Genomic DNA, 21282 nt, shown 5'->3' with positions numbered 1-21282 from the left:
ACAGTGAAACGCCTTTGCGCCGATGATAGTGGACTTTCGTCTGTGAAAGTAGGTCATCGTCAGGCTTTTATTCCCAAAAACCCCCTCCCGTGATCGGGCGGGGGTTTTTGCTATGGAAAACTAAACGACACCGCAACACCGCAACACCGCAACACCGCAACACCGCATCACATCCCTACGGCATCACATCCCCACCGCATCACAGCCCGCCAGCACCACAGCACAATATCCCCGCAGGTCATCCGTACTTCCTCTATCTATGCCCACTCTGATCCTGTGTAAAGCCCAGCCTCCGTGGCGGCTAGATATGCGTCACCACGGCACCAGAGGACAGAGCACGACGCCTTGTGTGAGACGCGTTGTCCTGGCAAGCTAGGTAGAGCTCACTGCCTGATCTAAACGGCCTGAACACCAAAACGCGGGCACGCTGCGCATCAAACGCCTCACACCACGTAGACGCATTGGGCCAAAGTTTGCGAGCAGCTTGATGCCGTACGGTGAACACGCCAGATAAGTAAACAAGTCAAATAAACGGCTCAAGTAAACGAATTGAGTAAACGAATTGAGTAAACGAGTCAGGCGAAACTGGCCTAGTGGTACCAGGCAGGCGAAGCTCCACTGAGGTTGTCAGGCCCGTCGTCCGGGCGGTTCAGCGCGGCGGGTATAGCAATTGGACACAGCAATGTGTTAATTCTTCTCGCCAGTTTCTTTTATATTACGCGGTACGGGCACGTTGACACACGCAATGCAACGGGGGGCTCACCGCAGACGAGTTAGATTAGCTGACTCAATCTACTGAAACGAAGCGGCCTCACAACGATATCGGCAAAGAGTAGTCCTGCAAAGGAGGGCGTAGCACCTTCAGAGGGCGACACGAAGACGGCCTATTGCCGCTGCGTCCAATATAAATGTCCTTTTATCTAGGCCGGTGGAAATTACTGGTTGCAGGCAAATAGTTCAGGACGGCGACTGATGTCACTGCGGTGTGGCGGGCGAGGTTGATGGTGTATGACATTAGTTCGTCGCGGGGCGAGCAAGCGGTACGCCACGCGATACCCGGTTCGTAGCTAAGCCTTGCGTCTCGGGTAAAATAAGCAGCGATCAGCCAGTTGGCTGTTTCTGTTTACTTTGCTACCGGAGGTTACTGATGACCCAGGCGTTTCCGCCAGAAGACAACAAAGGGTTGTCGATGCGCAATTTGACGCACCTAATTTACGGCCTTTTTGCTGCGGGCCTGTTGAGCGCCGGCTTTTTTGGCGTAGCAGTTATCGCGGCGATTATCTTGGCCTATCTTAAACGCAGTGACGCAGCCGGTACGGTATATGCCAGCCACTTTGACTGGGTTATCCGAACATTCTGGTGGGGGCTGCTGTGGATAGCGCTCAGTGGTCTTGCCACGCTGATTTTCATCGGATGGCTCACCGGCCTTGTTGCTGTGGTCTGGGTTGTATACCGGCTTCTGAAGGGCTGGCTGGCACTTGCTTCGGGGCAGCCCCCAGCAGAACAGTATTGATTCCGTTCGTGGCCTGACAAAAAACGCCAGTTGCTTGTGTGCAGCTGGCGTTTTTTTTTGGCACGAGACTGAGCTGCCCCCAAAGTGGGCAAGATTACCGACGCGGAGCGTGGTGGCAGCGTAGAGCCTTGCGGCGTTATTTTATTTGAGGTGGGTGCTGACCAGCTTGGTAAGCTCAAACATGGATACTTGTTCTTTGCCGAACAGAGGGCGAAGCTTGTCGTCGGCATTAATGTTGCGGCGGTTTTGCGGATCTTGCAGATCGTGCTTTTTGATGTATTCCCAGATTTTTTTCGTAACTTCGGTGCGTGGCACGGCTTCGGGCCCGATAATGGCAGCGAGGGTGGGGCTGGGCGTAAGTGGCTTCATGAATGCCGCGTTGGGTTTGCGAGCTGGTTTATCGGTTGTTGCCATAAGACAGGGCTCCTGACTGTGTTGATGAAAAAGCGTTTCTTTCGCAGCATAACGTGAGATTCCCCTAAAGGCCAAATAAATTATGCAAAGAAGTTGAACCGGGCCGAGCGTGTGGGGGCAGATTTCAGCATGTTAGGGCCCTATGTTATTGTTTTGATATGGTGTGAATACGGTTATCGCACGGGCTGCGATGCTTCATAAAAAGTGAAAGGAGTAAGGGTCGCATGCAGGCACAATCCGTATTCAGCGCCATCAGGCTGTTCCATGATGACCTGACAGCTATTCGCCAGGACATCCACACTAACCCCGAGCTGGGCTTTCAGGAAGTACGTACGTCAACCATGGTGGCCCGTATGCTGACTGCACTGGGGTATCAGGTGCATTGCAATGTCGGCAAAACCGGTGTTGTGGGTGTGCTTGAGGGGCGGCGCAACACCAGCGGTCAAAGCATAGGTTTGCGCGCTGATATGGATGCCCTGCCGATTCAGGAGCAGGGCCACGCTGCTTATGCTTCGGCCAACCTGGGGGTTATGCATGCCTGTGGGCATGACGGTCATACCGCCATACTTCTGGGCGCCGCGCGATATCTGGCCGAAACACGCAATTTTGATGGTCGCGTTGTGCTGATCTTTCAGCCTGCGGAAGAAGGCCTAGGCGGTGCGACGGCTATGATTGAAGATGGTTTGTTCACCCGGTTTCATTGTGATGCTATTTACGCATTGCACAACTGGCCGGGTCTGGCTCCTGGAGTAATTGGTGTCAACCCTGGGCCGATGATGGCCGCAGCAGATCATTTTGAAATACACATAGAAGGCCGAGGTGGCCACGGTGCGCATCCTTACCAGACTAATGATCCGGTTGTTATTGCAGCGCAGTTAATTACCGCGCTGCAGACGATTGTGTCGCGCAATGTACCCGCACCAGAGTCTGCCGTTGTTACGGTGGCCGCGTTGAATGCCGGCAACTTGCAGGCCATGAATGTCATACCGCAAGACGCGCGTATGGTCGGCACTGTACGTACATTTAGCTCAGTGATTCAGGAGCAGATAATTCGGCGGATGGAAGACGTTGTGGCCGGAATTGGCGCAGCCTTCAAGGCTAAGATTGAGATGAAGTATCACCGGTTGTTCCCCGCCACCATTAATTCGCCTGAGCATGCTATGTTTGTCGCTGATGTAGCAACGGAATTGTTCGGCGCGGAAATGGTTATCGATAATTTGACACCGTCTATGGGGTCGGAAGACTTTTCCGTTATGCTGCAACACCGTCCGGGTGCTTATTTCAGACTTGGACAGGGTGGGGCCGCAGCGGGGTGTGTATTGCACAGTGCTTTTTTTGATTTCAATGATGCGGTAATTCCTGCAGGAAGTGCCATGTTTTGCCGAATTGTCGAGCGCAGCATGCCTTTGAATATCGCAGACTGAGCAAGCTCTGGCTATACTTGCCGTTTGCTTTACAAGGCTGCACTGAACGAGCCAATCGTTAGCTGCCGTTGTTGCTCTATTCGCCGACTATTTGTCGTGGGGTGTCATACGCTGATTTTGCCGGCAATGATGTGGTGCACCGTATGTGTGCAGCACGCCAGGCGGCATCTGAATAGGCATGTCTAGCCTCTTTTCTCATTTTCTATTTTTTATTTTTATCCATGTCCAGCACAAGCCCCAGTAAAGTATCGGAAGTAACCCCCGGCACAACTTTTGAAGCCGCTGAAACGCTTACGATTGTCCGTCCTGATGATTGGCATCTGCATTTGCGTGATGGCGAAGTACTTGAGGCCGTCGTGGCTGATACCGCGCGTCAGTTTGCCCGGGCCATCATCATGCCCAATCTGAGGCCGCCGGTTACTACAGTGCAGCAGGCGCAGCAATATCGTGATCGCATTCATGCGGCATTGGGCAAAGCGGGTATTCCTTGGGGTGAGAATTCGCGAGGCCAGGTTCCTATTGGCGGATTCACCCCTTTAATGACGCTTTACCTTACTGACAATACGACGCCGGATGAAATCACTCTAGCCAGCGAGTCGGGTTTTGTGCACGGAGTGAAGCTGTATCCGGCGGGTGCTACAACCAATTCTGATGCGGGTGTGACCGATCTGCTGGGCCGATGCTCAGCTGCGCTCGAGGCCATGCAGCGCACTGGCATGCCACTGTTGGTTCATGGCGAGGTCACTGACCCTGCGGTTGATCTGTTTGATCGCGAGGCGGTGTTCATTGACAAGGTTATGGTTCCGCTGCGCAAGGCATTTCCTGAATTGAAAGTGGTGTTTGAGCATTTAACGACGAGCCAGGGCGTTGATTATGTGAGTGAGGCTCAGGGGCCTGTGGCGGCCACAATTACTGCTCATCATCTGCTGTACAACCGCAACGCGCTGTTTCTCGGTGGCGTGCGGCCTCACTGGTATTGCTTACCAGTACTCAAACGCGAGCAGCATCGTGTGGCCTTGCTCGAAGCGGCTACCAGCGGCAGCCCGCGCTTCTTTCTGGGTACTGATAGTGCCCCCCATCCCAAGGGCCTCAAAGAGGCTGCCTGCGGCTGTGCAGGCTGTTATACGGCGCTGCACGCCATGGAGCTGTACGCGACAGCATTTGATGCGGTGGGCAGGCTTAACCGGCTTGAGGCGTTCGCCAGCCTCAATGGCCCTGCGTTTTACGGGCTGCCAGTTAATACGGGCACGCTGACGCTGGCCCGTACTGAATACATCATCCCTGACGAACTGCCCATGGCGCAGACCACGGTCGTGCCGTTGGCTGCGGGTGAGTCATTGGGCTGGCGCGCCATGCCAGCCTCGGCCGATTTAGAACAGGGCTGAGTTAAGAAGAGTTGAACCGCTCGGGGTTCAGCAGATCAGGGTCCAGCGGGCGAGCACCAGGCGAGCCAAAATCGCACAAACCTGAACCCCCCAGGGCCCACTAGGCCAAAGTCTAAGCTGGGATTAACTGGGGACAACCAAGCAAGTCCGATCAAGTTAGGTCGGCCAGGCTAATGCGGGCAAGTTAAGACCGGCAAGCTAAGACGGGCGGACTAAACCAGGCCGGCCAGACGAGAGTGGAGCCGACCCGACCCGGGTCAAACAGCCACATCACGACGCGTTCTGTTTTTCCTCCAGCGCTTCCCAGCGTGCGAACAGAGTGTGGAGTTGTTGTTCTATATCGTGCACCTGTGCGTTGATTTGCTCGACCTCGTCAGGCGCATCGCGGTACAGGCTGCCGTCGGCCAGCTTGCCAGCCAGCTCGGCTTGCTGTGCTTCCAGTTTGGCAATAGCGTCAGGAATGCCCTTCAGTTCACGCAACTCCCAGGGGGTAATGCGGGGCGGCTTGACGGCTTTGGCGTTGCGGGCAGCTGCTGCAGACTCTTTCTTGCGAAGCTTTGCACCGGGCTCTTCTTGAGACGCAGGGCGTTGTGCCAGCCATTCGTCGTAGCCTCCCACGTATTCGCCCCAGAGGCCATTGCCTTCCGATGCGATTGTCTGCGTGACGACGTTGTTCAGAAATGTACGGTCATGACTTACCAGCAGCACCGTTCCGGCATAGTCTTGCAGAAGCTCTTCAAGCAGTTCTAGCGTTTCGATATCGAGATCGTTGGTGGGCTCGTCAAGTACGAGTATGTTGGTTGGACGGGCGAACATGCGGGCGAGCACCAGCCGCGCACGTTCGCCACCCGACAGACTGCTGACGGGCGAGTGTGCCCGTGCTGGAGGGAATAGAAAATCTTCCAGATAGCTCATGACATGCTTGCGCTGATCACCGATTTCAATCCATTCGCTTCCTGGATTGATGGTGTCTGCCAGCGTGGCGCTTTCATCAAGCTGGGCGCGCATCTGGTCGAAATACCCCACCGTAAGGTTGGTGCCCATCTTTACATGGCCTTCGGTAGGCTCGAGCTTGCCCAGAATAATTTTGAGCAGGGTGGTTTTGCCTGAACCGTTGGGGCCGATCAGACCAATGCGGTCTTTGCGTAGAATGGCCGTGGAGAAATCACGGATCAGCACTTTGTCGCCATATCGATGCGATATGTTGTGCAACTCGGCTACCAGCTTTCCTGAGCGCTGACCTTCAGCCACGGCAAGGTTTACGTTGCCCTGTCGTTCGCGTCGTGATGTACGCTCAATGCGCAATTGTTCAAGCCGTCGCACCCGGCCTTCGTTGCGAGTGCGTCGGGCTTGAATGCCTTTGCGTATCCATACTTCTTCCAGAGCCAGTGCTTTGTCGAACCGGGCATTTTGTTGCTGCTCTGCCTCGAGCCATTCTGCCTTGCGTGCCTGCCATTGCGTGAAGTTGCCCGGAAAGCTGATTAGTTTGCCGCGGTCGAGTTCGACAATACGGGTAGCGACTGAGTCGAGAAAACGTCGGTCGTGAGTAATGATGACTACGCTGCATCGGGCATTGAGCAGCATGTTCTCAAGCCAGGCAATGCCGATGAAGTCAAGATGGTTGGTGGGTTCATCAAGCAGCAGTAGATCAGGCTCATCAGCCAGAGCGTGAGCCAATGCAACGCGTTTGCGCGATCCGCCCGAGAGCCCTGCAATCGGAGCGTCGGCCGCAAGTTCGAGTTGATCGATGAGCGAATTGACCCGCGCCGGGCGCTGCCAGTCTTCGCTTTCGGTAATGTCGCCACACAGGTATTCGAAGACAGTGAGCGAGTCGTCGAGCTCGGGCTCTTGTTCAACGGTGGACGTGGTGAGGCCGCCCAGTCGCATGACCTCTCCGTCATCAGGGTCGGCACGGCCGTCAAGTATTTTGAGCAAGGAAGATTTGCCCGCGCCATTGCGCCCTATCAGGCCTATACGTTCACCTGGCTGAATTGCAAAGTCGGCATGGTTGAGGAGTGGATGATGCCCAAATGCAAGCTGGACATCAGTGAGAGTGATGAGGGTATTTGCCGCCATATAAATAAAAGCCTTGAAAATCCAGTGTGTTCCGATAATCGCTATTGTCGCAGGTTAGAATAGATAGTGTGAGGCAGGTTGGGCAATCGCGGCGCCATGCGCGTCGAGGAAGGTCCGGACTCCGCAGGGCAGGGTAGCGGCTAACAGCCGTCCGGCGGGTTGGCACAGCAATGTGGTAACCCGCCGAGGACTAGGGCCACAGAGACGAGTCGGTGGCGAGGGCAGGCGCAAGCCTGCACCAGTACGGCTACTTCCGTGCTGCATGGCTGGTAACGGCCATGGCGTTATCGGGTGAAACGCGGCAACCTCTACCCGGAGCAACATCAAATAGGCATGTGCTGGCCTTCGGGCCAAAAGGGCGGCCCGCCCGAGCATGCGGGTAGATGGCTAGAGCTCGACAGCAATGTCGAGCCCAGATGAATGATTGCCCACTTGGCTTGCCAGGTGTACAGGATCCGGCCTATAGGCCTGTCTCACACTTCTTCTTCCTCCTTCCCCTTCTAAATGTCAGCAATTGCAAATGACGTGACACCAAATGGGGCTGTCTTCTGATAAACAACTTTCAGTTGACGACACAATTTCTTGATTTATCTACGTATTTTCCCTTTCCCGTTTTGAGGAAGGGTCGCTAAGTGCTTGTTGTAATTGGAAAATCCATGATTTTGCGCTTGACCAGTTGCTTTCCATCCCGTAGAGTGGGGAAAAGTAGGATTTTGTGCAAAAAAGTGGGGAAGAATCTTGTTCCAGGGAAGCAGCGCTCTAACGTTGGATGCGAAAGGTCGGGTCTCGATACCGACCAAGCATCGTGACGCGCTCGTTTCTCAGGTCGAAGGCCGTCTCACCCTCACCCGTCACCCCGATGGATGTTTGCTTGTCTATCCCCGTTCCGAGTGGGAAAAAAAGCGTGAGCAGATTGCCGCTTTTCCAATGTCTGCGCGGCCGTTACAGCGTTTGCTTCTGGGCAATGCGCAGGACGTTGACATGGATGGTTCAGGTCGCATTCTTATTGCGCCTGAGTTGCGTAATGCGGTGGGGCTAACGCGGGAAGTCATGCTTTTGGGTATGGGCAGCCATTTTGAATTATGGGATGCCACCGAGTGGGCACGTCGCGAGGCAGAAGATCTTGCCAAAGGCATGCCTGATGTCCTGGAGCAGTTTTCGTTCTGAATCTGATATGGCGTTTGTGCATAGATCCGTGCTGTTGGAGCCTGCGGTTAACGCCCTCGTTGACCGGGATTTTGGCGACCGAGCTAAAAAACGTGGCGACGTTGCTGTAAGCGCTACGCCCGTCGATGGCATTTTTGTCGACGCCACGTTTGGGCGCGGAGGGCACAGCCGTCTGTTGCTTACACATCTGTCACCGCAAGCCCGACTGGTGGTGTTCGATAAAGACCCTGAGGCCATTGCCGCCGCTGAGGCATTGAGGCAGGAAGATGGCAGGGTAACGGTAGTACATGGCGGGTTTGCCCGCATGGCCGAGCATCTGCAAGAGCTCGGTATAACAAAGGTTGATGGCGTGCTACTGGATCTGGGGATTTCCTCGCCTCAGATTGATGACGCCGGAAGAGGGTTTTCGTTTATGCGCGAAGGCCCTCTCGATATGAGGATGGATACAAGCAGCGGTATCACCGCTGCGCAATGGCTGGCTGAGGCCAGCGTTGACGAAATAAAGGAGGTCATAGCTCATTATGGCGAAGAACGGTTTGCTTTCCAGATTGCAAAGGCGGTTGTTGCTCGCCGCGAATCCAGGCCGCTGTGCACAACGCTCGACCTCGCCGAGCTCGTCGCCAGTGTCGTCCGTACGCGCGAAAAGGGTCAACATCCGGCCACTCGTACCTTTCAGGCTATACGGATTTACCTCAATCAGGAACTCGAAGAACTCGCGCACGCCCTCGCGGCACTTCTGAGGGTATTGGCCCCGGGAGGGCGTCTGTCGGTGATCAGTTTTCATTCTCTTGAAGATCGTATGGTTAAGCAGTGCATCGCCGCGGCCGCAAGGCCCGGCGCGGCACAGGCTCGCCTGCCGATTCCCGAGAAAGATATGCCGCAGCCCATCCTGAAATCTCTGGGCCGCATTTTGCCTGATGCGGTCGAAATATCTGGCAATGTGCGTGCGCGATCGGCCGTACTGCGTGTGGCCGAACGCACCAGCACGCCTCTGCCGGCTGATGATGGTGTTTCTTTTGTGCCGGTTTCGGGGTTGATCAAAAAAACGACGGGGGCCAAGCGTGGTGCCGGAGCACGGCGACCGGGTCGGCCGACGCAGTCGACGAGGCGTGGCTCATGATCCGGCTAAGTTTTCTTTTCGCGGCCTTGCTTACCATTTCCGCGCTGTCATTGGTGACAGCGCGTTTTCAGTCACGCCAGTTGTTCGTGAAGCTGGATCGGCTTGAAGACAAGGCGCGCCAGCTGGATACTGACTGGCGGCGTCTGCAGCTGGAGCGCGCTGAGCTTCAGCGCAATGTGCGTGTCGACCGCTCTGCCCGAGAGGAACTCGGCATGGTGCCCACCACGCCAGATCGCACACTGTATGTTGAGGGGCCGCAGCCACTCTCTGCGCCAGGTGCTGGCAAAGCGGGGCGCCCATGAAGCGAGTCAGGTTTTACGACAGCCCCGTACTAAACAAGCAAATGCCGTTGTGGCGGGCGCGTCTGGTGATGGTTTTGCTGGTATTGGGGTTTGCCGCACTGGCCGGCAAGGCTTTGTACTTGCAGGGGCTCTCCAATGAGTTTCTGCAGCAGCAGGGCGAGCGTCGTTACGAGCGCACTCTGGTGTTGCCTGCAACACGTGGCAAAATATTTGATCGAAGCGGAACAGTTGTTATGGGCTCCAGCGTGCCTGTTCGCGCGATTTGGGCTATACCTGAAGATGCGCGCAACGCATCTGACGCGCAAATTGCCAAGCTGGGTGCGCTACTTGGCATGTCGCTGGCAGACATTAAAGGTCGTATCGCAGGCGAAGAGAAAAATTTTGTTTATATCAAGCGACAAGTTTCCATGGATGTCGCCGGGCAAATTGGCGCACTGAAAGTACCTGGGTTTCACCAACAGGCTGAAATGCGTCGCTTTTACCCAGAGGGTGAGGTTGCGGCTCACGTCATCGGCTTTACCAATATTGATGACAATGGCGTAGAGGGGGTTGAGCTTGCCTTCAATGAGGCCTTGTCCGGGCGGCCAGGTTCCCGCCGCGTCATCAAAGATCGTCTAGGGCGGGTCGTGGAAGATGTACAGGCCATCGTGCCGCCCGTCAACGGTCAAGATCTTATGTTGTCGATTGACGCGGGCATGCAGTTCGACACATACACCGCGCTGAAAGAAGCCTTGAAAGAGCACAATGCGCGTGCTGGTGCCGGCATTGTCATTGATGTTCAGACCGGAGAGATCCTGGCCCTAGTTAATCTGCCTACCTATAACCCCAATGATCGAGGTGATCGCAAAGGCCCGGCGTTGCGTAACCGTGCCCTGACCGACACATTTGAGCCTGGCTCGATCATGAAGCCGTTTACGGCGGGGCTGGCACTCGATATCAAACGTATTACGACCTCCACCCTGTTCAATACCGGTAATGGCCAATACCGCTATCAAGGTTCCACCATCAGTGACGTTAGCCGTAATGGCACGCTGAACGTAGCGGGTATTTTGAGGCGGTCGAGCAACATCGGCATGACCATGATCTCCGAGAAGCTCACGTCCGAAGAAATGTGGACCAGATTCACCGAGTTGGGGTTCGGGCGGCCGCCGCAAGCGAATTTTCCGGGCGTCGCGTCGGGCCGTCTGCGGCCTTGGGAGCGTTGGCGCCCCATTGAGCGCGCGACCATGGCCTATGGTTACGGGCTTTCGGTGTCTCTGATCCAGATCGCGCACGCTTACACCGTGTTTGCGCGTAACGGTGATATGGTTTCGCTGACATTACTGAAGCGTCAAGGCAAGCCAACCAGTGTGCAGGTCTATCGTCCCGAAATCGCGGGCCAGATTCGTGCCATGCTGGAAGCGGCGGCTGGGCCTGAGGGTGCCAAGCTGGCTCAGGTGCAAGGCTATCGTGTTGCTGGCAAAAGCGGTACAGCGCGCAAAATTGTTAACGGCAAGTACAGCCGATCGCTTTATCGCAGCTCTTTCGTGGGCTTTGCGCCCGTATCCAACCCCCGTATTGTGGTTGCGGTCACACTTGATGAACCCCAAGGCAAAGGCTATTACGGCGGTCGTGTAGCGGCCCCGGTGTTTTCGCAGGTCGTGTCTAGCGTGCTGCGCCGTATGGGCGTGGAGCCCGATGCACCTATCGAATCATTGGTGGCCCTCGGGCCTGACGAGGTGGCTCCCCGATGACCGCGCACGACATCATTCGGTGGCTTGAACAGCATGTGGCCCGACAGGCTGATTTATGCCTGGATACCCGCCAGCTTAAGGCTGGCGATGTGTTTTTTGCACGCCCAGGTAAGTCAACCGACGGGCGTGCGTTCATCGAGAAGGCGGTCGCTCAGGGGGCCGGCGCAATTGTTGTCCAGTCTGACGACGCCGCCCCTATTTTGACGACGTCGGTGCCATGGCTGTCTGTACCGGGCTTGCACGATTTGCTGGGGGCAGTGGGAGACCAGTGGTACGGTCGACCTTCCGCCGCTTTAACAATTGTTGCGGTAACCGGGACCAACGGCAAGACTAGCTGCGTGCAGTGGCTAGCCGCCGCCCTGAATGCCGAGGGCGTAGCATGTGGCAGCATCGGCACATTGGGTGTGTTGCTCCCAGATGGGTCCAGCCTGGGTGGGGTGTTGACCACCCCCGATGTGCTCACCGTGCACCGTAGCCTCGCTGAGCTGCGTGACGCTCAGGTGCACGTTGTGGCCATGGAAGCATCGTCCATAGGCCTGGATCAGGGACGGCTGGATGGCGTGGCAATTGATATAGCCGCCTTCACCAACCTGACACGTGATCATCTCGATTACCATCAAACCGAGGCGAACTATCGGCAGGCCAAGTTTTTGTTGTTCAAAAAGCCCGGGTTGCGTCGCGTGCTCGTAAACGCAGACGATGACGCGGGCAAGACCTTGCTGGCTACGTTGTCGCCGGATCTGGCGTGGTCATATTCAATTACTGAGCCTACGGCCGTTCTGTATGCGCGAGACCTTCATCCCTCGGGTAACGGGCAGGTGTTCACGCTGGCAGGGCGTGAGGGAAGTGCTCAGATACTTACGCGCCTCGTGGGCGAACACAACGTATCCAATCTGCTTTTGGTCGCCGGCGTGTTGAAGGAGTTGGGGTGGAGTATCGGACGTATCGCCCGTGCTTTGCCGACTTTGCGCGCTGTGCCCGGACGTCTGGAAGCTGTAATGGCTGTACCTGACCGGCCTGTCACAGATGCCACTGCGCCGCAAGATGCCGCTGTTGAACCAGACGTTCGGCGAGCTAATGTCGGGCCAGTGGTGCTTGTTGATTATGCGCACACGCCTGACGCACTGGAGCGCGCATTGGCGGCGCTTCGCCCTATGGCCGACGTGCGTGCCGGCAGGCTGGTCTGCGTTTTCGGCTGCGGCGGAAACCGTGATGCGGGCAAACGCCCCATAATGGGCCGTATCGCCGAAGAGGGTGCTGATTTTGTCATCGTGACCGACGACAATCCTCGCAGCGAGAACCCGAAAGATATTATTGCTGACATTGTTGCCGGTATGTCTGCACGGCCGCGAGTTACGAGTGATCGGGCTGTAGCGATCATGATGGCAGTCTGGGAGGCAAAGCCAGAAGATGTCGTCCTTGTCGCCGGTAAAGGCCATGAGACTTACCAGGAAGTAAACGGTGTGCGAACGCCGTTTGATGATAGAGAGTGGGCGCGTGCAGCGCTCACATGGCGATCGGGACAGCAAGTCGGTATTTCTACCGACTCACGCACGATAAAGCCTGGCCAGATATTTGTTGCCCTCAAGGGAGAAAACTTTGACGGGCATGGCTATCTGGCAGCAGTCGCGGACGCTGGCGCGCGCGCAGCCATTGTCGAAGTTAGCAACCCGGCTATAGCGCTGCCACAGGTCGTTCTCGGCGATACGCGCCAGGCCTTGATTCGTATGGCGACGGCGTGGCGTGCACAGTTCGATCTGCCCGTTATAGCGGTAACTGGCAGCAATGGAAAAACCACGACCAAGGAAATGATTGCGTCCATTCTGCGAGTAGCGCTTGGTGAGGCTGCAAGCCTGGCCACGCTTGGCAACTTGAACAATGACATTGGTGTGCCGCTGACCGTGTTGCGGCTACGAGCTGGCCACCAGGCCGCTGTTTTCGAGCTGGGCATGAATCACCCGGGTGAGATTGCCGTGCTGTCAGCGATCGCAAAGCCCACGGTAGCACTGGTCAACAATGCGCAACGCGAGCACCAGGAATTTATGCACACCGTAGAAGCGGTTGCCCAGGAAAATGGCGCCGTGCTGGAAAGCCTTGGCGTCGATGGCGTCGCTGTGTTCCCGGGAGACGATTCTTATACCGGATTGTGGCAGGAGATGGCGACGGAGCGTCAGGTACAGCGTTTTGGGCTTAATGCCGCGTGCGATGTCTTCGCTGAAGAGATTGTCGAAGCACCTGATGCCACTCGGTTCCGTCTGTGCACGCCTACGGGCAGTGCATTACTCTCGCTGACCGCGCCAGGTGAGCACAATCTGCGAAATGCGTTAGCTGCTGCTGCGAGTGCCATTTCGGCCGGCTTTTCGTTGAATGCCGTCGTCAAGGGGCTTGAAACATTTAGACCAGTGGCCGGGCGCATGCGACCGCGATCGCTTCCCGGCAATATTCGTCTGATTGACGATACGTATAACGCGAACCCTGATTCGGTACGTGCGGCCATTGATGTACTGGCGCGTCTTGCAGGCAGCAAGGCATTGGTGCTGGGCGACATGGCAGAGGTCGGTGATAACGGGCCAGCCATGCATGCAGAGGTTGGGCATTACGCGCGCGAGCAGGGTATAGACACTTTACTTGCCTATGGCGATGCATGCGCTCATGCGGTTGAAGCATTTGGTCCCGCCGCTCGTCGGTATGGTTCCGTCGAGGAGCTTGCACAAGATCTGATGTTGCAGCTCCCGGCCAATATTCTGGTTAAAGGTTCACGAAGCATGCGCATGGAGCGCGTCATTACGGCGTTAGAAGAAAAATTATCCCCAACTCAAGGGAGAGCCCACCATGCTTCTTGAATTGGCACGATGGTTGTCGGATGCGCATATTCGCGCATTTGGGGTTTTTGAATACATCACATTTCGGGCGGTGCTGGCCTGCGGGACGGCATTGATGATTGGCTTGTTTGCTGGCCCGAGCGTAATCCGAAAGCTGACCGAATTGAAAATTGGTCAGGCGGTGCGTGCCTATGGCCCTGAATCGCATCTGCAGAAGAACGGCACCCCCACCATGGGTGGAGCGCTGATTCTTATTTCTATTGGCGTCAGCACCTTATTGTGGGCTGACTGGACCAACCGTTTTGTTTGGGTGGTGCTGCTGGTGACATTTGGCTTTGGCTCGATTGGCTGGGTAGATGACTACAAAAAAGTCGTCAACCGCGATCCCGAAGGGATGTCATCGAGACGCAAATTCTTCTGGCAGGCATTAATTGGCTTTATCGCGTCGGTGTACCTCACCTTCGCGGTGTCGGCGCCTGCCAATGCTGAGCTGTGGCCGTTGTTTCGTGATTGGGTTATGAGTGGTTTCACCATGGAACTGCCCACCCGTGCTGACTTGATTGTTCCATTTTTCAAATCGGTAAGTTATCCGCTAGGTGCTTTTGGTTTTGCCACGCTGACCTGGTTGGTAATTGTCGGCTCGAGCAATGCCGTCAACCTGACGGATGGGCTTGATGGCCTTGCCATTATGCCGACCGTCATGGTGGGTAGTGCGCTGGGGATTTTCGCTTATGTCGTGGGACGTGTCGATTATTCCAAATACCTGTTGTTCCCATATATACCGGGTGCGTCCGAGCTTATGGTGCTATGCGCGGCCATTGCCGGCGCAGGTCTTGCATTTCTGTGGTTTAACGCCTACCCGGCGCAGGTGTTTATGGGTGATGTGGGTGCGCTGGCACTTGGCGGTGCATTAGGGACAATCGCAGTGATCGTCCGCCAGGAAATCGTGCTGTTCATTATGGGCGGCGTGTTTGTTGTGGAGACGCTCTCGGTCATGATGCAGGTGGTTTGGTTTAAGTACACCAAGAGACGCTATGGAGAGGGGCGACGTATTTTCCGCATGGCCCCGTTGCACCATCATTTTGAGGTCTCCGGCTGGAAAGAAACCCAGGTTGTGGTCCGGTTTTGGATTATCAGCATGATGCTCGTGCTCATTGGTCTTGCGAGTCTGAAACTGCGATGAATATCATGTCCATTCCCTCCGTGCGTATCGATGGCTTGACCCTGATTCTGGGGTTGGGCGAAACCGGTGTTGCGGCGGCATTATGGTGCGCGCGTCATGGGGCGCGTCTCAGGGTGCTCGACACGCGTGCACAGCCGGGTGGCCTGCAGGCGTTGCAGGACGGGTGCGAGGCCGCTCAGGTCGAATACGGGTTAGGGCTGGACGCGTTCACCGACGAGGCGCTGGATGAGGTTCACACCGTAGTATTGAGCCCAGGGCTGACGCCGTCGCACGAGCCAGTCAAGACATTGCTTGCGCAGGCTGCCGAGCGTGGCATTGAGGTTGTTGGCGAGATTGAGTTGTTTGCGCGTGCGCTTGCTGATATGGCTAATCAGGGGTACGAGCCCAAGGTGCTGGCCGTTACGGGTACCAATGGGAAAACGACAGTAACCGCCATGGTGCGCCAGCTTGTCGAGGCCAGTGGGTTGACCGCAAGGTCTGCGGGCAATATTAGTCCTGCGGCTCTGACAGCGTTGGCAGACGCCATTGAAACCGGATTGTTGCCCGATGTATGGGTACTTGAGCTTTCTAGTTTTCAGCTTGACGCGATCACGTCGCTTGCCGCCGATGCAGCGGTAGTGCTCAATGTGACGCAAGACCATCTTGACTGGCATGGCAGCATGCAAGCCTATGTAGCCGCCAAGGCGCGCTTGTTGAAAATGACGCGTATTGCCATTGTTAATCGCGATGATGCGCTTGTGTCAGCCATGGTGTCTGATGTGCGGGGGGCTTACGTACGCAGCTTCGGCTCCAGCGTACCAGAGTTTGAAGGTGATCTTGGGCTTGAGAACAGCAATGGTGTGCAATGGCTTGCTGCTGCGGAAGTAGCTGATTTTGACATGCCTGTCACGTCCTCGCGGCGTAAAAAGCCACAGGCCGAATTGCAGCGGGCTGAAGGACGTATGAGCAGGCTTATGCCTGGTGACGTACTGCACCTGCGTGGTCAGCACAATATGCTGAACGCACTTGCCGCGCTGGCGCTTGGCCGCAGTATAGGCCTGGGGTGGGCTGGCATGTTGCGCGCCTTGCGCGAGTATGGTGGTGAACCTCATCGCATGGAGTTCGTGCGTACCGTGGGCGGCGTCGATTTTGTCAATGACAGCAAAGGCACTAACGTGGGTGCAACTGTAGCTGCGCTTGAAGGCCTGGACACGCCAGTGGTGCTAATTGCCGGTGGGTTGGGCAAGGGGCAAGATTTCACGCCGCTGATCAAGCCTGCGCGCGAACATGCTCGTGCAGTCGTCTTGCTGGGGCAAGATGCCGGGCTTATGGCGCAGACTCTGGCTGAGGCTGAAGTTCCGATGGAACACGCCGCATCCCTGCAGGAAGCCGTTGTGCGCGCGCACGCTCTAGCCCACGAGGGCGACACGGTGCTGCTGTCGCCCGCCTGCGCAAGCATGGATATGTTTAAAAATTATGGGCATCGTGGTCAGTGTTTTGTCGATGAGGTTCAGGAACTGGCCTTGAGCCGGGGAGAGGTGGCATGAGCCTTTTTGCCGATTTTTCCTCTGGCGTGAATGCGGTTCGACCCGGGCGCACTACCATGCCCAGCGTGGATGTCCCGCTGTTGATGATGTCCAGTGCTCTTGTGGTGTTCGGGCTTTTGATGGTGTATTCGGCGTCTATCGCCCTGGCCGATGGCCCCCGCTACGAAAGCTATGGGCGTTATTATTTCGTGCTGAGACACGGGATGTTTATTGTCGTGGGGCTGTTAAGTGCGCTGGTGACGTTCAGCCTGCCGATGAAGTTCTGGGAGCGTTTCGCTGCGCCCCTGTTCATACTCTGCCTGTTGCTGCTGGTAGTTGTGCTGATACCGGGGATAGGCCGCGAAGTGAATGGCGCCAGGCGTTGGCTTCCTTTTGGTCCCGTCAATTTCCAGCCGTCTGAGCTGATGAAAGTCGGCGTGCTGCTGTACGCGGCCGACTATACGATGCGCAAGCAGGAACACATGCAGAACTTTCTGCGCGGCTTTCTGCCCATGGCCTGCGCATTGGCGGTAGTTGGCATGCTGTTGCTGCTTGAGCCCGATCTGGGCGCGTTCATGGTTATTGTTGCCATCGCGGTCGGCATACTTTTTATTGGTGGCATTAACGGCAAGCTTTTTTCTATGCTGCTGACTATATTGGTTGGCAGCTTTCTGCTGTTGATCTGGTTGTCGCCCTGGCGTCGGGAGCGGCTCTTTGTGTATCTGGACCCGTGGAACCCTGAAAATGCATACGGCAGCGCCTATCAGTTGTCACATTCGCTGATTGCGCTTGGCCGTGGCGAGTGGTTTGGCGTGGGCTTGGGGTCTAGCGTTGAAAAGCTGCACTATTTGCCAGAAGCTCATACCGACTTCATCGTGGCAGTCATTGGTGAAGAGTTGGGGTTTGTCGGGCTGATGTGCCTGCTTGCCGTGTTCATGTTTCTGATCTGGCGTGGCTTCGAGATTGGGCGTCAGGCCATCGCCATGGATCGTATTTTCAACGGGCTGGTGGCGCAGGGTGTTGCCTTGTGGTTTGGTGTGCAAACGTTTATTAATGTGGGTGTATGCCTTGGGCTGTTGCCAACCAAAGGCCTGACGCTCCCTATGGTGAGCTATGGTGGCACAGGCATCGTCATGAATCTGGTGGCCATGGCTCTGCTGGTGCGCGTTGATTACGAAAATCGCAATCTCATGCGAGGGAAACGCACATGAGCGCCCGTACCTTACTGATCATGGCGGGTGGCACAGGCGGGCATATTATGCCGGGCCTGGCTGTGGCGCATGAGATGAAAGCCCGGGGCTGGCGCGTTCAGTGGCTGGGTCATCCCGACCGCATGGAAGGCCGGCTGGTTCCTCCCCAGGGGTTTGATCTTGTGCCGTTGCGTTTTGCCGGCGTACGAGGCAAGGGTGTTGCTGGTTTGCTCAAATTGCCCTTTACGCTTTTGCACGCATGCTGGCAGGCGCGCGCTGCCTTGTCCAAGGTGCGTCCTGATGTCGTGTTGGGCATGGGAGGCTACGTGGCCTTCCCTGGTGGCCTGATGGCGGCATTGCGTCGGATTCCGCTGGTCATTCACGAGCAGAATGCAGTGTCAGGCACGGCCAACCGCTGGATGGCCAAATTTGCCGACAAGGTGTTGGTGGGGTTTCCGGGTGCATTGCCGGGTGCCGTCATGGTGGGCAACCCGGTGCGCGAAGCCTTTACCCAAATAGCACCTGCGGCCCAGCGCTATGGTGCGCGGCAGGGCCGTCTACGTATTCTGGTCGTGGGCGGCAGCCTGGGTGCCAAGCCCTTAAATGTCGTCATGCCCAAAGCGATTGCGTTATTGCCCGCCGAGGCTCGTCCACATATTACGCATCAGGCAGGTGAGCAACATCTGTCGGGTTTGCGCGAAGCGTACAAACTTGCCGCTGTCGAAGCTGATTGCCATGCCTTTATTGACGATATGGCTCAGGCCATGGCTGATGCCGATATTTTAATCTGCCGTGCTGGAGCGATGACAGTTGCCGAAGTTGCGGCCGTAGGCGTTGCTGCATTGTTTATTCCACTTCCGCATGCGATTGATGATCACCAAACTGCCAATGCCCGCTATCTCAGCGATTGCCACGGCGGGCTGTTGTGCTCTCAGTCGACACTAACGCCTGAATGGCTGGCGCAATGGCTGGGAAACGTTACACGCGAAGAACTGGCCGCGATGGCGGCCCATGCGCACGAGCACGCCTGCCTGCATGCCTGCAGCCAGATCGCCGACGCATGTGAGCAAGCTGTCAGGAGACAGGCATGAAACACCGAATTCAAAGCATACATTTCGTGGGTATTGGCGGCTCTGGTATGAGCGGCATTGCCGAGGTGTTACTTAACCTTGGCTATGCAATCAGTGGCTCCGATATTCAGGAAACGGCGATTACCCGGAGGCTGGCGCAGCTGGGCGCACGCATTGTCATTGGGCATGATGCCGCCAATATCGAAGGTGTGGGCGCCATTGTTACCTCCACAGCCGTTGCGGGTGATAACCCCGAAGTGCTCGCTGCGCGCGCCGCACGCATTCCTGTGGTGCCGCGAGCCCTCATGCTGGCTGAGTTAATGCGTCTGAAGCGCGGCATTGCCGTTGCAGGAACGCATGGAAAGACGACAACGACGAGCCTGGTTGCCAGCGTACTGGCTTCCGGTGATCTTGACCCCACTTTTGTGATCGGCGGGCGATTGAACTCGGCGGGTGCCAATGCACGCCTTGGTCAGGGCGAATACATTGTTGTGGAAGCGGATGAGTCTGATGCCTCATTTTTGAACCTTCTGCCGGTAATGGCCATTATTACCAACATCGACATGGACCATATGGATACCTATGGTCATGATGTGGCGCGGCTTAAGAGTTCATTCATTGAGTTCACGCAACGCCTGCCGTTCTATGGTTCGGCAGTGGTGTGCGCGGATGATGCCAATGTCAGAGAGATTATTCCGTTTATATCCCGTCCTGTAACAACCTACGGCATTGACAGTGATGCGCAAGTGCGGGCCATCAACGTACGCCCTGAAGGGACGATGATGCGCTTTGATGTCGAGCGTCAGGGGGCGATGGGGGCACTGCCTCCTATGTCGGTGTGTCTGAATCTTCCGGGACGGCACAATGTGCTTAATGCGCTCGCTGCTATTGCGGTGGCTACCGAGCTTGGTGTTGCTGACAGCGCAATTGCACAGGCGCTGGAAACCTTTCATGGTGTTGGCCGACGCTTCAGCCAAGTGGGTGACTTTGATGTTTCCGCTGAACGGGGCCGTGGCCGGTTCACGGTTGTGGATGATTACGGCCATCACCCCGTCGAGATGGCAGCCACGCTGCAAGCCGCGCGCGGTGCCTGGCCTGATCGCCGTATTGTTCTGGCATTTCAGCCACATCGCTACACGCGTACACGTGATTGCTTTGAAGACTTTGTACAGGTTCTCGGGCTGGCTGACGCGGTCTTGTTGACCGAGGTATATGCCGCTGGAGAAAAGCCACTGATCGCCGCAGATGGAAGGGCCCTGATGCGCGCCTTGCGCGTGGCCGGCAAGATTGAGCCCGTGTTTGTTGAGGACGTGGCAGATATGCCGCAGGCCATCCGTAGTTTTGCTTGCGATGGCGATGTGGTGATCATTATGGGGGCGGGTTCGGTCAGTAAAGTGCCTGCTCAGCTGGGAGAGGCAGCATGATCGGAGAATTCGGTCACGTAGGTGTGCTATATGGCGGTAGTTCCGCCGAACGCGAAGTATCCCTGATGTCGGGTACGGGGGTGCACGAGGCTTTGCGCAGCAAAGGTATTGATGCGCACTTGTTTGACACGGGCCGGTACACCCTGGTTGATCTTATCAGTGCGGGTTTTGACCGCGTGTTCATCGCCTTGCATGGTCGCCATGGTGAAGACGGCACTCTGCAGGGGGCGCTGGAGTTGATGGGGCTGCCGTATACAGGCAGTGGCACGCTTGCCTCATCCTTGGCCATGGACAAGATCATGACCAAGAAGATCTGGTTGCAGGCAGGTTTGCCAACCCCGAACTATGTTGCGTTGACTGCCGAATCAGACCCTGAAGCCGTGGCGCGTGAGCTTGGTCTGCCTTTGATCGTGAAGCCGCCTCACGAAGGGTCAACACTTGGTGTGACCAAGGTTGAAACGGTCGAAGCGCTGCAGAGCGCGTATGAACTTGCTGCCCGCTACGACGATGAGGTGCTTGCTGAGCAGTTTATCGATGGGCGCGAGCTTACCGTGGCGGTGCTGGGCAAGGGCAAATCGGTTCGTGCGCTTCCTGTCATCGAAATTATTGCGCCTGATGGCAACTACGACTACGAGCACAAGTATGTGTCGAATGAAACGCAGTATGTCTGCCCGGCGGAGCTGGATTCTGCCCTGACTGAATTCATTCTGCGTGTAGCAGAGCAGGCTTACGTGGCCCTGGGTTGTGAAGGCTGGGGACGGGCCGACTTCATGCTGGATCAGTCTGGCAAGGCCTGGCTACTTGAAATTAATACTTCGCCCGGGATGACTTCGCATTCGCTGGTGCCTATGGCAGCAAAGAGGGCTGGCATGAGCTATGCCGACCTATGTGTCGAAATTTTATCGACGGCGAGCTGCAAAGTTCGCACGCCGTCTACTAATTGAATCGGGGATA

At 56.3% G+C, this 21282-nt stretch carries 16 protein-coding genes and 1 other RNA gene; 15 read left to right on the top strand and 2 right to left on the bottom strand.

Annotated features, from left to right (window positions below; translation table 11 throughout):
- The first annotated feature begins 1147 nt into the window (after window positions 1-1147).
- On the top strand, window positions 1148-1513 hold the full coding sequence (locus FQ179_RS18515; RefSeq protein ID WP_149398776.1) for a hypothetical protein: 366 nt from the start codon (window positions 1148-1150) through the stop codon (window positions 1511-1513).
- Between the two features lie 141 nt (window positions 1514-1654).
- Here FQ179_RS18515 and FQ179_RS18510 read toward each other — a convergent pair whose 3' ends face one another.
- Window positions 1655-1927, bottom strand: a complete 273-nt coding sequence (locus FQ179_RS18510) for an SWIB/MDM2 domain-containing protein (protein ID WP_149398775.1) — start codon at window positions 1925-1927, stop codon at window positions 1655-1657.
- Between the two features lie 224 nt (window positions 1928-2151).
- Between FQ179_RS18510 and FQ179_RS18505 the strand changes: the two genes are divergently transcribed.
- On the top strand, window positions 2152-3351 hold the full coding sequence (locus FQ179_RS18505) for a M20 aminoacylase family protein (RefSeq protein ID WP_149398774.1): 1200 nt from the start codon (window positions 2152-2154) through the stop codon (window positions 3349-3351).
- 221 nt (window positions 3352-3572) lie between these two features.
- On the top strand, window positions 3573-4736 hold the full coding sequence (pyrC, locus tag FQ179_RS18500) for a dihydroorotase (protein ID WP_149398773.1): 1164 nt from the start codon (window positions 3573-3575) through the stop codon (window positions 4734-4736).
- A gap of 270 nt (window positions 4737-5006) precedes the next feature.
- Here the strand turns inward: pyrC and FQ179_RS18495 are convergent, their stop codons facing one another.
- Window positions 5007-6812 (bottom strand): ATP-binding cassette domain-containing protein, encoded by a 1806-nt coding sequence (locus tag FQ179_RS18495; protein WP_149398772.1) that lies wholly within the window; start codon window positions 6810-6812, stop codon window positions 5007-5009.
- A gap of 70 nt (window positions 6813-6882) precedes the next feature.
- On the opposite strand from FQ179_RS18495, the gene rnpB reads away from it, so the two are divergent.
- The 12 genes from rnpB (at window position 6883) to FQ179_RS18435 (ending at window position 21272) form a co-directional block, all read left to right on the top strand.
- Window positions 6883-7291: RNase P RNA component class A (rnpB, locus tag FQ179_RS18490), an RNA gene on the top strand.
- Between the two features lie 259 nt (window positions 7292-7550).
- Window positions 7551-7979 carry a division/cell wall cluster transcriptional repressor MraZ gene (gene mraZ, locus FQ179_RS18485; RefSeq protein ID WP_180123305.1) on the top strand — a complete coding sequence of 143 codons (429 nt, stop codon included), beginning with the start codon at window positions 7551-7553 and terminating at the stop codon, window positions 7977-7979.
- A gap of 7 nt (window positions 7980-7986) precedes the next feature.
- Entirely contained in the window at window positions 7987-9099 is a 1113-nt protein-coding gene (rsmH, locus tag FQ179_RS18480) for a 16S rRNA (cytosine(1402)-N(4))-methyltransferase RsmH (RefSeq protein ID WP_149398810.1), read from the top strand.
- Complete coding sequence (ftsL, locus tag FQ179_RS18475; RefSeq protein WP_149398770.1) at window positions 9096-9401, top strand: cell division protein FtsL; 306 nt, start codon at window positions 9096-9098, stop codon at window positions 9399-9401. The genes rsmH and ftsL overlap by 4 nt, the downstream gene beginning before the upstream one ends.
- A complete protein-coding gene (locus FQ179_RS18470) occupies window positions 9398-11134 on the top strand; it encodes a penicillin-binding protein 2 (RefSeq protein WP_149398769.1) in 1737 nt (578 codons plus the stop codon). Before ftsL ends, FQ179_RS18470 begins: the two co-directional genes overlap by 4 nt.
- Window positions 11131-13977: a bifunctional UDP-N-acetylmuramoyl-L-alanyl-D-glutamate--2,6-diaminopimelate ligase MurE/UDP-N-acetylmuramoyl-tripeptide--D-alanyl-D-alanine ligase MurF gene (murF, locus tag FQ179_RS18465; RefSeq protein ID WP_149398768.1), complete on the top strand. Its 2847-nt coding sequence runs from the start codon at window positions 11131-11133 to the stop codon at window positions 13975-13977. Before FQ179_RS18470 ends, murF begins: the two co-directional genes overlap by 4 nt.
- The gene (gene mraY, locus FQ179_RS18460) at window positions 13967-15139 is read left to right on the top strand and encodes a phospho-N-acetylmuramoyl-pentapeptide-transferase (protein ID WP_149398767.1); all 1173 of its coding nucleotides are present in this window, start codon (window positions 13967-13969) and stop codon (window positions 15137-15139) included. Before murF ends, mraY begins: the two co-directional genes overlap by 11 nt.
- A complete protein-coding gene (gene murD / locus FQ179_RS18455) occupies window positions 15136-16665 on the top strand; it encodes a UDP-N-acetylmuramoyl-L-alanine--D-glutamate ligase (RefSeq protein WP_149398766.1) in 1530 nt (509 codons plus the stop codon). The genes mraY and murD overlap by 4 nt, the downstream gene beginning before the upstream one ends.
- Window positions 16662-17855, top strand: a complete 1194-nt coding sequence (gene ftsW / locus FQ179_RS18450; protein WP_149398765.1) for a putative lipid II flippase FtsW — start codon at window positions 16662-16664, stop codon at window positions 17853-17855. Before murD ends, ftsW begins: the two co-directional genes overlap by 4 nt.
- Window positions 17852-18925 carry an undecaprenyldiphospho-muramoylpentapeptide beta-N-acetylglucosaminyltransferase gene (gene murG, locus FQ179_RS18445; protein ID WP_149398764.1) on the top strand — a complete coding sequence of 358 codons (1074 nt, stop codon included), beginning with the start codon at window positions 17852-17854 and terminating at the stop codon, window positions 18923-18925. The genes ftsW and murG overlap by 4 nt, the downstream gene beginning before the upstream one ends.
- Window positions 18922-20328, top strand: a complete 1407-nt coding sequence (gene murC, locus FQ179_RS18440; protein WP_149398763.1) for a UDP-N-acetylmuramate--L-alanine ligase — start codon at window positions 18922-18924, stop codon at window positions 20326-20328. Before murG ends, murC begins: the two co-directional genes overlap by 4 nt.
- Entirely contained in the window at window positions 20325-21272 is a 948-nt protein-coding gene (locus FQ179_RS18435; RefSeq protein WP_149398762.1) for a D-alanine--D-alanine ligase, read from the top strand. The genes murC and FQ179_RS18435 overlap by 4 nt, the downstream gene beginning before the upstream one ends.
- The last annotated feature ends 10 nt before the right edge of the window (window positions 21273-21282 follow it).

It is taken from the genome of Pusillimonas sp. ANT_WB101, from assembly GCF_008369125.1.
GTDB lineage: Bacteria > Pseudomonadota > Gammaproteobacteria > Burkholderiales > Burkholderiaceae_B > Allopusillimonas.
The sequence above is the reverse complement of the archived record's forward strand: the minus strand, read 5'-3'. Positions and strand labels throughout refer to the sequence as shown.

Bases quoted from the DNA above. Each gene is read 5' to 3' on its own strand.
- pyrC (WP_149398773.1), top strand. From the start codon at position 3,573: ATGTCCAGCACAAGCCCCAGTAAAGTATCGGAAGTAACCCCCGGCACA.
- murF (WP_149398768.1), top strand. From the start codon at position 11,131: ATGACCGCGCACGACATCATTCGGTGGCTTGAACAGCATGTGGCCCGA.
- ftsW (WP_149398765.1), top strand. From the start codon at position 16,662: ATGAGCCTTTTTGCCGATTTTTCCTCTGGCGTGAATGCGGTTCGACCC.
- FQ179_RS18505 (WP_149398774.1), top strand. From the start codon at position 2,152: ATGCAGGCACAATCCGTATTCAGCGCCATCAGGCTGTTCCATGATGAC.
- rsmH (WP_149398810.1), top strand. From the start codon at position 7,987: ATGGCGTTTGTGCATAGATCCGTGCTGTTGGAGCCTGCGGTTAACGCC.
- mraY (WP_149398767.1), top strand. From the start codon at position 13,967: ATGCTTCTTGAATTGGCACGATGGTTGTCGGATGCGCATATTCGCGCA.
- FQ179_RS18435 (WP_149398762.1), top strand. From the start codon at position 20,325: ATGATCGGAGAATTCGGTCACGTAGGTGTGCTATATGGCGGTAGTTCC.
- ftsL (WP_149398770.1), top strand. From the start codon at position 9,096: ATGATCCGGCTAAGTTTTCTTTTCGCGGCCTTGCTTACCATTTCCGCG.
- FQ179_RS18495 (WP_149398772.1), bottom strand. From the start codon at position 6,812: ATGGCGGCAAATACCCTCATCACTCTCACTGATGTCCAGCTTGCATTT.
- murC (WP_149398763.1), top strand. From the start codon at position 18,922: ATGAAACACCGAATTCAAAGCATACATTTCGTGGGTATTGGCGGCTCT.
- FQ179_RS18515 (WP_149398776.1), top strand. From the start codon at position 1,148: ATGACCCAGGCGTTTCCGCCAGAAGACAACAAAGGGTTGTCGATGCGC.
- FQ179_RS18510 (WP_149398775.1), bottom strand. From the start codon at position 1,927: ATGGCAACAACCGATAAACCAGCTCGCAAACCCAACGCGGCATTCATG.
- murG (WP_149398764.1), top strand. From the start codon at position 17,852: ATGAGCGCCCGTACCTTACTGATCATGGCGGGTGGCACAGGCGGGCAT.
- FQ179_RS18470 (WP_149398769.1), top strand. From the start codon at position 9,398: ATGAAGCGAGTCAGGTTTTACGACAGCCCCGTACTAAACAAGCAAATG.
- murD (WP_149398766.1), top strand. From the start codon at position 15,136: ATGAATATCATGTCCATTCCCTCCGTGCGTATCGATGGCTTGACCCTG.